The following is a 14,645-nucleotide window of genomic DNA, read 5'->3' as shown; positions in this document are numbered from 1 at the left end:
TCGGCCGCGAAGCCGGTTGTGGTTGAACGATGGCTCCTGCGTGCGGCTGCGGCCTCTCCATCGCAATCACGTCTGGAGCTTCGATTTCGTGCAGACACAGACCTGGCCTGCCCCCTGAAAAGTGGTCCTCCCTGATGTATGGCCTTGGGCCATTTGGAGGATGTTTTTATGGGACGGAAGAATCATACGGCTGAAGAGATCGTCGCTAAGCTGCGGCAGGTAGATGTCCTGGTCTCGCAGGGTCGCAAAGTTGCTGAAGCAATCCGTTCGATCGAGGTGACCGAGGTCACTTATTACCGTTGGCGTTCCGAGTACGGCGGTCTGAAGGGTGATCAGGTCAAGCGGCTGAAGTCCTCGGAGACGGAGAACCTGCGTCTGCGTCGGGCGATCTCGGACCTGACGCTGGAGAAGCTCATTTTGAAGGAGGCAGCTTCGGGAAACTTCTGAGCCCGGCTCGCCGCCGGGCTTGTGTCGCTTACGTCGTTGCCGAGCACGGTGTGTCCGAACGCTTCGCTTGCCGTGTCCTGGGTCAGCATCGTTCGACGCAGCGCAAAGTCGCCGTGATGGTCGAGGACGAGGCTGCTTTGACGGCTGCCATCGTCGCCCTGGCGCTGCAGTACGGACGTTACGGCTACCGTCGGATCACCGCGATGCTCCGGCGCGATGGCTGGACGGTGAACGTGAAGCGCGTCGAACGGATCTGGCGATGCGAGGGCCTCAAGGTTCCCGCTCGCCAGCCGAAGCGGTCGCGCCTCTGGCTCAACGACGGCTCGTGCGTGCGGCTGCGGCCGGAGCGGCCCGACCACATCTGGTCCTACGACTTCGTCGAGCACCGCACGCACAACGGGCGCAAGTACCGGATGCTGAACGTCATTGATGAGTTCACGCGTGAGTGCCTGGCGATCCGTGTATCACGCAAGCTGAAGGCCCTCGACGTGATCGACGTGCTGACGGACCTGTTCAGCCTTCGCGGTGTGCCGGGTCATATCCGCTCCGACAATGGACCGGAGTTCATTGCCAAAGCGGTTCAGGACTGGATCGCAGCGGTTGGATCGACGACCGCCTACATCGAGCCGGGCAGTCCGTGGGAGAACGGTTACTGCGAGAGCTTCAACGCAAAGCTGCGGGATGAACTCCTCAACGGCGAGGTGTTCTACACCCTCAAGGAGGCCAGCGTCGTGATCGAGCAATGGCGGAGGCACTACAACACCCTCCGACCGCACTCGTCGCTTGGCTACCACCCGCCTGCGCCAGAGGTCGTCCTCTGGCCGACCGAACCGAGCGGATCAGTGCCGTCCGCTCGCCCTGCCATCGTCACACGACCGACGATGCACTAACTTCAAACCTGGGCCACTGAATGGGGGCAGGCCAGCGTCGTGATCGACCTACAGGCGGCGCACTTCTGGGACATCTCGGCCATCAACGCCCTCGACCGGGTGGTTCTGAAGTTCCGCCACCACGGCATTGGAGTCGACCTCGTTGGCATGAACGAGGCGACCGCGACGATGGTCGAGCGCGTCGGCACGCACGACAAGCCCGGGGCGACCTTCGCCGTCGGAGGGCACTGACGGCGCCCCGGCATGGGCATGGGGGCGATTCGGCGGCCCCTCCTCGTTCTCCACCGTCCAGGTCGAGGGAACAGACGTCCGGTGCTTCGACTCGCCACCCATGTAATCGAAGCTCGAATTGGCAACCGAAGGAAGGTTTGCCGGTTGAGACGCCATGGTGATGAAGCGTGCCCCCGAAGCATCCGTCATTCTCGTGGTCGAGGACGACGACCTCGTTCGGATGAACGCCGTCGAGATGCTGGAGGATGCCGGCTTCGCGGTCGTCGAGGCACGCCATGCCGACGAGGCATGGGACCTTCTTCACAGGCGGTCGGACATCGGTGTGTTGTTCACCGACGTCGACATGCCGGGCTCGATGTGCGGCGTGACCCTGGCCGAGCGTGTCTGCGAGAACTGGCCTGACATCCGGCTGGTCCTCACATCTGGGCGCCACCGGTTTTCCGCAGGCGAGGTGCCCGACCACGGCCTGTTCGTATCCAAGCCCTACCAAGCGTCTCAGGTCATCGACGCGATCCACCGCGCGGAGTGACATCTTCGAGTGGGGCCTTCAGTCTCTCGTGATCTCCGGCAGCGGTGCCTCGGCCGTGAACACGACGCCGCGCGGCCTGTACTCGATCTCGGCTGTCCCGCCGATCTCCTGAGCGAGCGCCCGCTCGATCATGCGGGAGCCGAAACCGGTTCGGGTCGGCCGGGAAACATGGGGCCCGCCCACCTCCTGCCACTGGAACCAGAGCCGGTCGGAACCGGACCTGTCCGCAACGTCCCAGCTCACGATCACACGTCCGTCGTCCAGCGAAAGGGACCCGTACTTGACGGAGTTCGTTGCGAGTTCGTGGATGGCGAGGGCGAAGGCCAGGGCGACGCGAGGTGCAAGTCGCAGTATCGGACCGCCGATCTTGAAGCGATGGTCCTGCTCCACGCCGAACGGGTGCAGCGCCGCGATAACCACCTCCGTCAGGGTCGCCCAGTCGCCGCTGCCCCGTGCCAGCATCTCCGTCGCGGCCGACAGGGAGCGCAGCCGCGACTCCATCGCGACCTGCGCCTCCTCCAGGGAGGCCGCGCCGCGCAGAGTCTGTCGAGAGATGGATTGGACGGTCGCCAAAGTGTTCTGGATGCGGTGGTTGAGTTCGCCCGCCAGGAGATCCCGGTGCTCCTCCGCCCGCTTGCGGTCGGTGATGTCCAGACTGATCCCGGCGATGCTCAGGGGCGTGCCGTCCGCACGGTACGACGCCTGCCCGCGGAACTGCAGCCAGCGGGTCTCGCCTTGCTGCGTGATGACCCGGATCTCGACGTCGTAGTCCGAGTGGCCCGCGATGGCGGCGTCACGGGCCGCGAGCTTCCTGGGAAGGTCCTCCGGATGGATGGCCGCCAGCATTTCCTCGTAGGTCAGGGGGTCGTTCGCCGACCGCCCAAAATTTTCCTTGAACCCGTCCGACGAGACGAGACGCATGACGCCGAGGTCGAGCGTCCAGGCCCCGAGGCGCCCGGCCTTCAGGGTGAACCGAAGGCGCTCCTCACTCTGAATGAGTTCGAGGGACCGGCGCGCGGACTCCGCCTCCAAGGCATCTCGGTCCTTCTGAAGGAAGACGAGACGCTCCTTTTCCAGGGTCACGTCGTATTGCGAGGCGAAGTAATAGGTGAGCTCTCCGTCCTGCGCGAAGACCGGCGAGACGAGGAGGCGGTTCCAGAACGCGGTACCGTCCTTGCGACGGTTCTTAAGATCGATCTCGATGGTGACGCGCCGCTCGATGGCATCCCGGATGCGGGCAACGTCCTCCGGGTCCGTCTCGGGACCCTGGAGGAAACGACAGTTGCGTCCGATGATCTCCCCGCGGGCGTAGCCGGTCAGCTTCACGAACGCTTCGTTCACGTACACGATGGGATTGTCGGACAACCGCGGGTCGGTGATCACCATCGGCATGCGTGTCGCGCGAACGGCGGCCGCAAATGGATCTGAGCCAGCAACGGTGCTGGTGATCTCGGCGTCGATCCGCGCGCCGTCGGCATGGTCGTTCAAGGTGAAAAATCCTGTTGATCGGGATCGTTCTACAGAGCGGATCAGGCCATGCCAGAGGTGTGGGTGTCACACCGTCCAGCGGCCGTTCTCGGATGGAAGAACCTTTGACGTGTCGACGTCCCGGTCCTCGAATGGCCCGCCTTCCACGACCTCGAACCGGACCAGGCTTTCGTTATCGGGTTGCAGGACAAGGGTGACCTCCTTCCTTGGGGGCACCTGGCTGCGCCATGTCCTGGGCCTTTCTCATCGGCGCGACCGTCATGCAGACGCCCATGTGTCGCCCTCGTCCCGCGCGAGGTAGCCGGACCATGAGCTCGCCCGTGGCCCGGGCTGCGTAAGCGGCCCCGGCCTCGCCGGCATGCGGTGGGACGAGCTCCGTAACAGGCCGTCCGTCCAGGATCGCCGCAAGTTCGGATCGTGCCATGCCGGACTCGATGGCCTCCCGAATGGCTTGCGCCGCGTATTCCTCCGGCGCCACGTTCAGACGCGTATTCCCGGGTCCGTCGGCGCCCCCGGCAGGTTCTCGTGGCCGATACCAGGTTCGACGGGCTCCTCGATAGGTGGCTCGTCATAGGGCGCGGATGGCTCGTCCGGCCCAAGTGGTCGCTCGCCCGGGAACGGTCTCGGCGGCAACTCCGACGGGATTTCACCATCGGGAATGAGATCGGGCACGCCAGGGTCGGCCATCTTAGGATCCTCCATAGCCATTCGTATGGATGGCCTACGGGCCGGGCGTGCGCCCGGAGCGGCACGACACCCGGCCCTGCGGCCATGCCGGACCTGATCGGGGGACTCAGAAGGTCCGGCATAACTTCGGGATGAAGTAGACGTCCGTATGCGTACGCCCTGCAACGACCAGGAGATATGCTCACCCGGCAAACGCTCAATGATGCAGATGCATCATTTTGGCGGGAGACGACTTGGTAAAACGTGGCGAGTAGTCAACGTTCCGAAGCCCTGCCCAGGCATCCTTCGACAAGAACTCCGACGACATGTTCGCCGGCAAGGCACATCCGGCGAGTTCCTCGAAGACGCCTCCTTAGCGGAGCGCGATGACTTTCAGGATGCGAGACGCGGGTTAGGCCCTCGTTCCCACAGGTTGCCATCTATGGCGATCTGGATTTTGGCCTCCATCTGTGCGGGATCGAGCGGCCTGGGAACCGGTTCGCGGTGGTCGGCAGATGCGTCCGCCTTCATGAAAGACCCAAAGCCGTCGCGAGGCGTTCGCGCGCCCTGTTCACACGACTCTTCACGGTGCCGACCCGGCAGCCCAGGATGGCGGCGGCGTCCTCGTGCCGGAGCCCATCAACCGTCACCAAAAGCAAGGTCTCGCGCTGCTCGTCGGGTAGAGCATCCAGAGCGGACTGCAACTCGGTCAGGGCGATACGGTGCTCCTGGTCGGGAGCCGACGACAACCTGCCCGCGATGGCTCCGTCGACATCCTCGACCTCGCGTCGCAGTCGCTTGCACTGGTTCAGGTGGGTGTTGCGCAGGATCGTGAACAGCCACGCGACGATGTTGGTGCCGTCCCTGAACTGGGACCGGTGCTCCCACGCCCGCATCAGGGTCGCCTGCACCATGTCGTCGGCCTCCGCCTCCGAGCCGGTACGAAGCCGCGCGAACCGGCGCAGGCGCGGCACCAGGGCGATGAGTTCGTCGCCGAACGCCTTCGTGACCTGTCGCTCCGCCTCCGCGTCGAGCAGTGCGGCCCGGAGCCGGAGCAGTACCCGGCCGAGCCGCGTGTCAGGGTCGACATCGACCGTTTTCGGGATGAGCCCGTTTAAGTGCTGCCCGAGCAGATCCTGGACATGGCGGGGCAATCCCTCGCCAGGCAAAGGTTCGTCAGAGATTATGCTTAAGTACATGTGAGAAGATTCAACCTTCGCCCGGGAAACGTCCGATTCTGTCCGCCCCCCCTACGGTAGAAGATGCATGGTCGTTTCTGGCTGATCGTTCACGATCCCGTCAATGATCCAGATATACCAACCAATCGCTCGCAAGTGCCGGAACCGTCCTCCCCGACCGGCTGTTACGGCCTCGCTTGATCCAAGCAGCAGGGAAGGTGGTCGAAGGTGACGGTTGGCGTCGACAGGCATGAGCTCCGGCAGATCATCGCCGGCCTCAGCGAGGGCGTGATCCTGGTCGAGCCCGACCAGACCATCGCCTACGCCAACGAGGCTGCGCTCGCGATGCACGGGGCGGAGAGCGTCGGCGAACTCGGCGAAACCGTGGACGCCTACCGCGAGCGCTTCGCCCTGCGCTACCGGAACAACCGCACGCCGAACCAGTACCCGATGGAGCGCGTCGTCTCCGGCGAGCGATTCCACGACGTCATCGTAGACGTGAAGCGCACCGACCGGCCGGACGTCGACTTCGTCCATTCCCTGCGCAGCCTTGTCGCCACCGACCGGGAGGGCAATCCGAGCTGCCTCGCCCTCATTCTCAAGGATGTGTCGGAGCAGTTCGAGGCCGAGGAGCGGTTTGAAACCACGTTCAATGCCAACCCGGCCCCGGCCGTTATCTGCCGGCTCTCGGACTTGCGCCACGTGAAGGTGAACCTCGGCTTCCTGGAGATGACCGGGTACACCCGGGACGCCGTGATCGGCCGCAGCGTCTACGAGGTGGATGTGCTGGCCGGCGCCCGTAGCCGCGACCTCGCGATCTCCCGCCTGAACAGCGGCGGCACCATCCCGCAGATGGAAGCCTGCCTCGACCTGCCCGATGGCGGCACCCGCTACGTTATCGTCGCCGGCCAGCCGATGGAGCTCGGCGACGAGCCGTGCATGCTGTTCACCTTCGCCGACCTGGACCTTCGACGGAAGGCCGAGACGGCCTTGCGCCAGAGCGAGGAGCGCTTCGCGAAGGCGTTCAGCATGACCCCGGTGCCGACCCTGTTGGCACGCGCGGACGGCTTCACCATCACGGGTGCGAACGAGGCTTTCACCCGGGTGTTCGGCTATGGCGCCGACAAGGTCTCCGGGCGCTCGCCAGCGGATCTCGGACTCTGGGTGCACGATGCGGCCCGCATCAAGTTCGAGTCGGCGGTGACACGCACCGGTTTCGTGCTCGGCCTGGAGGTCTGCCTCAAGCACGAGGACGGCACCAACTTCGATTGCCTGGCCTCGGCCGAGCGGGTGGAGATCGGCTCGGAGACCTACGCCTTGATGGTCCTGCAGGACATCACCGAGCGGAAGCGCACGGAGCGCGAGATGTTCGAAGCCGTGGAGGCGGTGATGGCCGACACCTCCTGGTTCAGCCGCGGCCTCATCGAAAAGCTCGCCAACCTGCGCCGGCCGGGTGCCGACCACAAGGACGGTATCGTCCCGAACGTCTCGGTGCGCGAACGCCAAATCCTTGATCTTATTTGCCAGGGCCTCGGCGACGAGGCCATCGCCGGGCGGCTCAACCTGTCCAAGAACACGGTGCGCAACCACTCCGCGTCGCTCTACCGGAAGCTCGGCGTGCACAAGCGTTCCGAGGCCATCGTCTGGGGGCGGGACAACGGGTTTCCGTTAACCGAACCGAGTAAATAAATCCATTCGATTGGTACATTTGCATCATTGCTCGTCTGGAACGACGAGCCATTTGATGGATGTGTCAATCGCCCAGACTTTGGAGCAATCCGTGAACGCGCAGAAGACGGCCGACGCGTCTGACAAGATCAAAGGCTCCATCATGGAAGCCATCGGAAAGTTGGTCGGCGACCCCAAAGTCGAGGCCAAGGGCAAGTCTCAGCAAAAATTACCGAAGTCCGACGCGAAACCGAAGACCACCTCTAAGCCGTAGCTTCGGTCCGGCGTCGCACCCACGAACACCAAACCGGAAGAACACAGGAACACACCATGGTTGATACGGATCGCATCACCGGCGCTGCCAAGGAACTCGGCGGCAAGGTGCAGGGCGCGGTGGGCGACCTCACCGGCTCGAAGCGGGACTCGGTCGAGGGCCGCGCCCGCGAGGCGCAGGGCGCCGCCGAGAACCTCTACGGCCAGGCCAAGGACACGGTCCGCGACGCCGCCGAGCACGTCGCCGACACCACCCGGGACATCGGCGGCAAGGTTCGCGATACCGTCGGCAACCTGATCGGGTCCGACGACATCGAGGACCGCGCGCGTCGCGCCCAGGGTGCCGCCAGCGACACCTACGAGCGCGGTGAGCGTTACGTCCGCAGCGCCGGTCGCGATGCCTACGACCGCGCCGAGGACGCCTACGAGAACGGCGGCCGGTACCTGCGTGAGGGTGGCCGCGAGGCCACCAGCCAGATCGCGGAGCACCCCATCGCCGCTCTGATCGTGGCCGGCCTCCTCGGCTACGGCCTCGGCCTGCTCATCCACCGCCGCGACTGATCCGCAGGCCCATGATCTTGGTCCGACCGCGACGGGACTGCGCGGTCGGACCCTGATGTTCCACCCCACCGACCAACCTCTCGAACGACCGAACGACTCGGACGACCGACCACCCGGAGTACCTGTAACGTGTCCACTTCCCCCATCCTCGCCACCCCTGGCGCCTCGGCCGATACCCGCACCGTTCTGCTGAACCAAGTTTCCTGGGGCGCGATCTTCGCAGGCGCCGTCACAGCCCTGGTGACCCAGGTCATCCTGAACATGGTCGGCGTCGGCGTCGGCCTGTCCAGCGTCGGCCCGGTGGCCGCAGACAACCCGGCCGCCTCGACCCTTTCGCTGAGCGCCGGCATTTGGTTCGTGGGCTCGGGCATCGTCGCGGCGCTTGCCGGCGGCTTCATCGCCGGGCGCCTCTCGGGCAAGCCCATCAACGGCGCCGCCGGCCTGCACGGCTTGGTCTCCTGGGCGGTCACCACCCTAGTGGTGCTGTACCTGCTCACCTCCGCGGCCGGTGGTCTCATCGGCGGCGCGTTCTCGGGCGTGACAAGCACGCTCGGCGGCGCAGGCTCGCTGGTTGGCGGCACCGTGCAGACGGCGGCCCAGGCCGCGGCGCCCTCGCTGTCGAAGATCTCGAACCCCTTCGACGGCATCGAGCAGTCGGTCCGCAACCAGGCCGCCGGCCAGGACCCGCAGGCCGCCAAGGACGCAGCCGTCGCCGCGATCCGCGCCCTGTTCACCGGTGACCCGGCCCAGAAGGCCCAGGCCGAGAACCGCGCCGCCGACGCTCTCGCCAAGGCGCAGAACATCCCGGTCGATCAGGCCAAGGCCCAGATCCAGGCCGGCAAGCCCGCATCGGCGACGGTATCGATCACCAGGGGACGGCTGAGGGCCGCAAGGTCACGTGGCCGACCCGCAAAGAGACCGTGGTCACCACCGTGATGGTGGGTCGATCAGGCCAAGGCCCAGATCCAGGACTACAAGAAGCAGTACGAAGAGACCGTCGCCACCGCCAAGGTGAAGGCCGAGCAGGCGGCCGTCGTAGCCAAGTCCGCCGCCACCCAGGGTGCCTTCTACGGCGCACTCGCGCTGATCCTCGGAGCGCTCGCCGGCTTCTTCGGTGGCCGCCTCGGCGCTCCGAAGCTCCACACCCTGGCCGACGCCTACGACGCCCGTCGCGTCTGAGCCGATCCCCGGCCGGTCAACGCGACTGGCCGGGGATCCTTCTCGGACATTCCGTCACTCGAACCGAAAGAATCAGTCCATGAGCAGCACCACCGATAAGCTGAAAGGCCTCGCCAACGAGGCTGCCGGCAACGTCAAGCAGGCCGCCGGCAAGGTCACCGGCAACGACAAGCTCGTCGTCGAGGGCAAGGCGCAGGAACTCAAGGGTGAGGCCCAGCGCACCGTCGGCGAGGCCAAGGACGGCGTCGCCTCCGTGGTCGACAAGGTCACCGGCAAGCACTGATCTCGTACGGGCGGCGAGTGACCCGACTGGGTCCCGTCGCCCCGTCATTCGAACCCAGGAGTATCCCATGAACGGTGACCAGTTCCGCGGCGCGTCCCGCCACCTCAAGGGTCGCGCCCAGACCGCCGTCGGCGGCCTCACCGGCGATCCGGCTCGCCAGGTCCGCGGCGCCGTCAACCAGGTGGCCGGTGGGGCTCAGTACGCCTACGGCCGCGCCCGCAACCGCGCCGAGGATCTCCTCGACGACGGGCGCGACATCGCCCACGAGGTCCGGGATCGCGCCGGCAACCTGATCGAGGACGGGCGTCATCTCGTCGACGAGGCGCGCGACCGTGCGGGGAACCTGATCTCGGACGGTCGCGACTTCGCTCGTCATGCCCGTAAGCGCGGTACGACCTACGGCCGTCAGGCCGTGCGCTACGCCGACGACAACCGCACCTCTGCCCTGCTCGGCCTCGCTGGCATCGCCTTCGCGGTGGGCTGGCTGTCCCGCTCCAAGCGCTGACCCATCACACCGGAGATCACACCATGATCCGCAAGCTCCTCACAGCCTTCCTGCTCCCGAAGGTCATCGCCTACGTCAGCCGCCGATTTTCCGGTCGCTCCGGCACCCCGCCGAACCGCCGGGGCTACTGACCTTCCCCAGCCCGAAACCGATTCAGGAAACCCATCCACGATGAAGCTGACCCTTGCCCTCGCCGCCACCGTTGCAGCCACCCTGATTGGATTGCCGGCCCATGCCGCACCGGCCTCCACGGCGCCTATCGAAGCACTCGTTCGCGGCGACCTGCCGACCGACTACGTCCAGTACCGCCGCTTCGGTCGTCGTCATGGTTGGCGCGGTGGACGAGGCTACGGGCGGGGCTACGGCTACGGGCGGGGCTACGGCTACCGTCGTGGCTACGGCTATCGCCGCGGTCCCGGCGTCGGCGCCGCGGTGGGCGCTGGCGTCGCCGGCTTGGCGGCCGGGGCCATCATCGGAGGTGCCATCGCCAACTCTCAAGCACAGGCAGCGCCTGTAGTCGTGCAGGGCGGCCCCGGCCCCGAGGCCGTCGCGGCCTGCGCACGCCGCTTCCGGTCCTACGACGCGTCGAGCGGGACGTATCTCGGCAACGACGGCGACCGCCACTCTTGCCCGTAACCGGATCGCCCAGCCGAGCAGAGGCCCGGACCCCATGACCGTTCCTGGCCTCGGCCTGCGCCGCGAGTTCGTGTTCCTCGCCCTCGCGGTGCTGCTCGGGCTCGGAGCGGCGGCGGCCTACTGGGTGTCCCGCGCCACGGTGCTGACCATCGCCGTGGCGCCCAGCGACGGCACCGAGCCGGCCGTGATCCAGGCCTACGCCGACGCCTTGGCCAAGCGGCACAAGGAAATCCGACTCAAGATCTTGCCGTTCGACGACGTTCGCGACAGCGCGGCGGCGCTTCAGGACGGCCGGGCGGACCTTGCCGTCGTGCGTCCGGACGTCGACCTTCCCGACAACGGCCTGACGCTCGCGATCCTGCGCGATCAGGCAATGATCATCGCGTCCCCCGAGGCGTCCGGACTGACCAGCTTCCCGGACCTCGACCGCAAGCGCCTGGCCATCCTCGCCCACCGTGACGCAGACCAAGAACTGATCAAGGCGATGGTCGAGCATTACGGTCTGACGCTGCTCGACAAGGATCCCGAAGGGCCGTTGCCACCCCGTCACGTCGCCCTTGTCGAGATGCCTGAGGCCGATCTGGCGGCGGCGTTCGCGAAGAAGCGCGTGGACGCCGTCATCTCCGTGATCTCACCGACGGCGCAGGCCGCCCAACGCATCATCGGCATCGTGCAGGGTGCGAGCAAGAACCGGGGGGTGGCCTTCGTGACGGTCGCGAACGCCGACGCCATCGTCGCCCGGCTGCCGCGGCTCCAGGCGGTGAGCATGCCGGCCGAGACCTTCGGCGGCAGCCCGAAGGTGCCGGCCGAGGACGTGGCCACCGTCGGCGCCTCCTACCGGCTGATGGCGCGGGCGAACCTGTCCCGCCCGGTGGCGGCCGACGTGACCCAGCACCTGTTCGACGCGGCCGCCACGAGTGCGCGGCTTCCGATCCATCCCGGTGCCGTCGACTATTTCGAACGCGAGCAGCAGGGCTTCGTCGAGCGCTACGAGACCTGGATCTACCTCGTCGCTTTCCTCGGAGGCGGCATCGGCTCCGCGGTCGCGTGGGTGGGACAGCGCCTGTCGCGCATCCGGCGCGAACGCATCGAGGAGGCCACCGACCGGCTGCTGGATATCCGTCGCGAGGCGCAGGACGGCGCGGATGCTGAGCGCCTCGAAGCGCTCGCCCGCGAGATCGACGACCTTGCCGGCGACATCGCCAAGCACGCCCTCGAACGCCCGACCGAGGCCAGGACCATGTCGGCGGCGGCCATCGCCATCGACGCGGCCCGCTCCACGGTCAAGCGAACCATCGTCGCCGGGCAACCTTCGGGCGAAGAGCCCGACCTTGCCGAGCGCATGACATCGACGGGAGCCGCCACGTCCGACGCGGCGGGCTGACCGCGAGACCCCGGATGGCCCCATCCGGCACCACGTCCAACACGGGAAAGGAAATACGATGAGCAAGGGCTACCCCTCGATGACCGCGCTGCTGGGCCTTCTGGCCGTGGCCGGCTACCAGAACCGCGACAAGCTCGCCGAGCTCCTGAAGGGCAACGACACCCCGTCGACCCCCTCGTTGAGCCCGAACCACGGTACGGTCCCGCCGATCCCGAGCACGACGTCGAATACCAACGCCACGGGCGGCATCGGCAATCTCGGCAGCCTGCTGGGTGGCCTCGGCACCGCCGGCGTCGGCGGCCTGATCGCCAGCGGCCTGAGCGAGCTCGTCGACCACTTCACCAAGGGCGGCCACGGCGAGACGGCGAACTCCTGGGTCAACCAGGGCGCCAACCGCGACATCCCCGAGGCGGACCTGGAACGCGCCATCGGCTCGGACACCCTCGACCACCTCACCCAGCAGACCGGCCTGAGCCGCGGCGCGCTGCTGTCGCGTCTCTCGCGCGAGTTGCCTTCCGCCATCGACCGCTATGCCACCGACGGCCGCGCGCCAGCCTGACGCCATGACACGGCCGGTGCCCCAGGGCGCCGGCCAAATACGACGCCGGGCGACGCCGCGCCGGGGTTCGATCCACCGCCTTCCCCCGACATTGCGAGACCCCAATGGCCATCGACTACCGTTCCGAACTCCGACGCCCCTTACCCTTCAGCCTCGCGGTCGTGGCCGCGGTCCTGCTGGTCTGGCTCATCGTCGCCTCCATCGCGGGCGCACGTCAGCGCAGCGCCCGCGACCACCGCATCGAGGACCTGCAGACCCAGCAGACGGCGCTCCGCACCGACCTGGACCGGCAGGTCTCCACCGCCGGCACCCTGACCGCCCTCCAGGCCAAGATCGCCACCGCCCAGCAGCAGGACCAGCAGGCAAGCAAGGCCGCCGAGGAGGCGAAGTCCCGCGCCGCAGCCCTGACCAAGGAGCAGCAGGCGGCCGAGGCCAAGGCGACTGAGGCGAAGAAGGCGGCCGAGGCCGAGACCCAGAAGCTCACCGACCTGCAGTCCCAGGTCTCTCAGGCCGAGGGGAAGCTAGCCCCGCTGCGTGAGGCCATCACCACTGCGGAGAAGGCCGCCGTCGACCGGACCCAGGATCTTGCCGAGGTCGGACGCCGACTTGAGGATGCCCGGGTGCAGGAGGCCAAGCTCCGCGCCAATCTCGCCACCATGACCCAGGAGGCGACGGCCAAGAGCGCCGATCTCGCCAAGGCCGAGGAGCGCCAGCAGAACGCCCGTGAGGCCGCCGCCGCAGCCCAGAAGGAACTGGCCGACGCCCGGACCGCGACCGATCAGGTCACGAAGCAGCGTACGGACACGGATCAGGCCGTGGCCGCCTTGACCACCAGCAAGGACAAGCTCACTTCCGATATCGAGCAGGCCAACCGCGACGCTCAGCAGGCCCGCGACGCCCTGGCGAACGTCCGCAAGGAGCTCGCCGAGGCCCAGGCGCAGCGCGACCGCGTCGTGTCCGAGCGTGGTCAGGCCGAGCAGGCGCTGCAGAAGCTCTCCGCCGACCGCGATGCCGGCACAGCCGCCCTCGACGCCCTGCGCAAGCGCCAGACCGACGCGCAAGGAGAGTTGGCCACGCTGACCGAGACCCTGGCAACCCGCAACAAGGAAGCGTCGGCCCTCGACGAGCGGTTGGCCTCGGCGCGGCAGGATTTGAGCACCGCCCAGGCGAAGCTCGCAGAGGTCCGTCAGCAGCTCGCCAACCCGCCCGCCGCCGCGCCGAGCCAGCCGGCTCGCTGAGACGACGGCGACCCACGTGGGCAGCTGCCCGTGTGGGTCGCCCATCCCGGCCCCACCGCACGCAAAGATCGCACGATGAACATCCGTATTCTCGCCCTGACGATACTAGCCCTCGCCTGGCCCTTGACCGCCTCTCAGCCATCCACGGCGCAGGAGGGTCCCGAGATGGAGGCCATGCGGGCGAATTGCGGCGGCGACTACCTTCGCCTGTGCGCCGGGATGAAGCCGGGCGGGCCGGAGGTGAAGGCATGCTTCAAGCGCAATCGCCAGAATCTTTCGCCGGGATGCTCCGGGGCCATTGCCGCCTACGAGCGGTCCCGTGCCGGATCGTCCAGCGAGGCCGACGACTAACCGTCCCGACGTCGAAATCGGGTGCCTAGCAAAACCGGAGGTCGCGGTGCTCCTGCCCAAGGGCGTGTTCCGGGGCACCTGCTACGCCCGAACGAATGCCCGATGAACGGGAGCCGCGGACGGCGATCACGGCGGCATGGAAGACGAGAACACGATGCTGACCCGCCTGGGCCGCGCCTTCCTGAAGGTGTTCCCTGCCATCCTTCTCGTCGTCGTGGGCCTGATTGCAGCCGTGTTCCGGTAACGGTCGGGGCCTAGGAAGGGCGCGACGACGCTCGTCCCGGTACCCGCCAGGCAAACTGCGCCTCCGGTGCGTCGCCGCGGGGCTGCCATCGCGCTCCTCGCCCTCCTCATCGGGATCGGGCTGATCCTAGCCTTGGTCGGCGGTGATGGCGCCCTTTGGCGGCTCGGGTCCCCGCTTCCCTCCTCGAACGGCGAAGGCGGGCGACCGGTGGCGGCCCTATCGCGGCCGGATGTCGATGCCGGTACGGGAAGAACCCCGGAAGCGGTCCCTCCGGTTGAACCGGCCATTAAGATCTTCAGCGGCGAGAACCAGTACGGGATGACGAGCATGGACAT

At 67.1% G+C, this 14,645-nt stretch carries 16 protein-coding genes and 1 pseudogene; 15 read left to right on the top strand and 2 right to left on the bottom strand.

The genetic code is table 11. The features are described 5' to 3' along the window. Positions 1-168: 168 nt before the first annotated feature. From ASF52_RS12365 to ASF52_RS12355, 3 genes and pseudogenes are all read left to right on the top strand, one after another. Positions 169-1,337, top strand: a protein-coding gene (locus ASF52_RS12365; protein WP_156630132.1) for an IS3 family transposase whose coding sequence is annotated in 2 segments (ribosomal slippage) — positions 169-433 and positions 433-1,337 — 1,170 coding nt in all. Because the reading frame shifts where the segments join, the coding sequence is not laid out codon by codon here. Between the two features lie 21 nt (positions 1,338-1,358). Beyond that, positions 1,359-1,568 (top strand): annotated as a pseudogene (locus ASF52_RS12360) (sodium-independent anion transporter); the annotation flags it as partial. 154 nt (positions 1,569-1,722) lie between these two features. Continuing rightward, the gene (locus ASF52_RS12355; protein ID WP_056172263.1) at positions 1,723-2,097 is read left to right on the top strand and encodes a response regulator; all 375 of its coding nucleotides are present in this window, start codon (positions 1,723-1,725) and stop codon (positions 2,095-2,097) included. Positions 2,098-2,115: 18 nt separating this feature from the next. Here ASF52_RS12355 and ASF52_RS12350 read toward each other — a convergent pair whose 3' ends face one another. Together ASF52_RS12350 and ASF52_RS12345 are read right to left on the bottom strand one after the other, a co-directional pair. Further along, complete coding sequence (locus ASF52_RS12350) at positions 2,116-3,585, bottom strand: PAS domain S-box protein (RefSeq protein ID WP_056172261.1); 1,470 nt, start codon at positions 3,583-3,585, stop codon at positions 2,116-2,118. Positions 3,586-4,778: 1,193 nt separating this feature from the next. Beyond that, the gene (locus ASF52_RS12345) at positions 4,779-5,405 is read right to left on the bottom strand and encodes a sigma-70 family RNA polymerase sigma factor (protein ID WP_056172269.1); all 627 of its coding nucleotides are present in this window, start codon (positions 5,403-5,405) and stop codon (positions 4,779-4,781) included. Positions 5,406-5,657: 252 nt separating this feature from the next. On the opposite strand from ASF52_RS12345, the gene ASF52_RS12340 reads away from it, so the two are divergent. From ASF52_RS12340 to ASF52_RS12290, 12 genes are all read left to right on the top strand, one after another. Beyond that, complete coding sequence (locus ASF52_RS12340; protein WP_056172258.1) at positions 5,658-7,118, top strand: helix-turn-helix transcriptional regulator; 1,461 nt, start codon at positions 5,658-5,660, stop codon at positions 7,116-7,118. A gap of 91 nt (positions 7,119-7,209) precedes the next feature. After that, positions 7,210-7,371 carry a CsbD family protein gene (locus ASF52_RS12335; RefSeq protein WP_156630130.1) on the top strand — a complete coding sequence of 54 codons (162 nt, stop codon included), beginning with the start codon at positions 7,210-7,212 and terminating at the stop codon, positions 7,369-7,371. A 56-nt stretch (positions 7,372-7,427) separates the two neighbouring features. Then, on the top strand, positions 7,428-7,931 hold the full coding sequence (locus ASF52_RS12330) for a CsbD family protein (protein WP_056172254.1): 504 nt from the start codon (positions 7,428-7,430) through the stop codon (positions 7,929-7,931). A 129-nt stretch (positions 7,932-8,060) separates the two neighbouring features. Beyond that, the gene (locus ASF52_RS12325; protein ID WP_244473800.1) at positions 8,061-8,867 is read left to right on the top strand and encodes a PhnA-like protein; all 807 of its coding nucleotides are present in this window, start codon (positions 8,061-8,063) and stop codon (positions 8,865-8,867) included. Continuing rightward, the gene (locus ASF52_RS22650; RefSeq protein ID WP_338011708.1) at positions 8,780-9,193 is read left to right on the top strand and encodes a preprotein translocase subunit SecE; all 414 of its coding nucleotides are present in this window, start codon (positions 8,780-8,782) and stop codon (positions 9,191-9,193) included. Before ASF52_RS12325 ends, ASF52_RS22650 begins: the two co-directional genes overlap by 88 nt. After that, a complete protein-coding gene (locus ASF52_RS12320) occupies positions 9,190-9,393 on the top strand; it encodes a CsbD family protein (RefSeq protein ID WP_056171488.1) in 204 nt (67 codons plus the stop codon). Before ASF52_RS22650 ends, ASF52_RS12320 begins: the two co-directional genes overlap by 4 nt. A gap of 67 nt (positions 9,394-9,460) precedes the next feature. After that, complete coding sequence (locus tag ASF52_RS12315) at positions 9,461-9,898, top strand: CsbD family protein (RefSeq protein WP_056172252.1); 438 nt, start codon at positions 9,461-9,463, stop codon at positions 9,896-9,898. Between the two features lie 171 nt (positions 9,899-10,069). Further along, positions 10,070-10,534: a BA14K family protein gene (locus tag ASF52_RS12310; RefSeq protein WP_056172250.1), complete on the top strand. Its 465-nt coding sequence runs from the start codon at positions 10,070-10,072 to the stop codon at positions 10,532-10,534. A 34-nt stretch (positions 10,535-10,568) separates the two neighbouring features. Then, on the top strand, positions 10,569-11,918 hold the full coding sequence (locus ASF52_RS12305) for an ABC transporter substrate-binding protein (RefSeq protein WP_056172248.1): 1,350 nt from the start codon (positions 10,569-10,571) through the stop codon (positions 11,916-11,918). 58 nt (positions 11,919-11,976) lie between these two features. Further along, positions 11,977-12,477 carry a YidB family protein gene (locus ASF52_RS12300; protein ID WP_056172246.1) on the top strand — a complete coding sequence of 167 codons (501 nt, stop codon included), beginning with the start codon at positions 11,977-11,979 and terminating at the stop codon, positions 12,475-12,477. Positions 12,478-12,581: 104 nt separating this feature from the next. Next, the gene (locus tag ASF52_RS12295; protein WP_056172244.1) at positions 12,582-13,715 is read left to right on the top strand and encodes a hypothetical protein; all 1,134 of its coding nucleotides are present in this window, start codon (positions 12,582-12,584) and stop codon (positions 13,713-13,715) included. A gap of 75 nt (positions 13,716-13,790) precedes the next feature. Next, positions 13,791-14,066, top strand: coding sequence for a hypothetical protein (locus ASF52_RS12290; protein ID WP_056172242.1), 276 nt, complete (start codon positions 13,791-13,793; stop codon positions 14,064-14,066). Positions 14,067-14,645 lie beyond the last annotated feature (579 nt).

The organism is Methylobacterium sp. Leaf112 (assembly GCF_001423295.1).
GTDB lineage: Bacteria > Pseudomonadota > Alphaproteobacteria > Rhizobiales > Beijerinckiaceae > Methylobacterium.
This window is presented reverse-complemented; position numbering and strand designations above follow the sequence as displayed.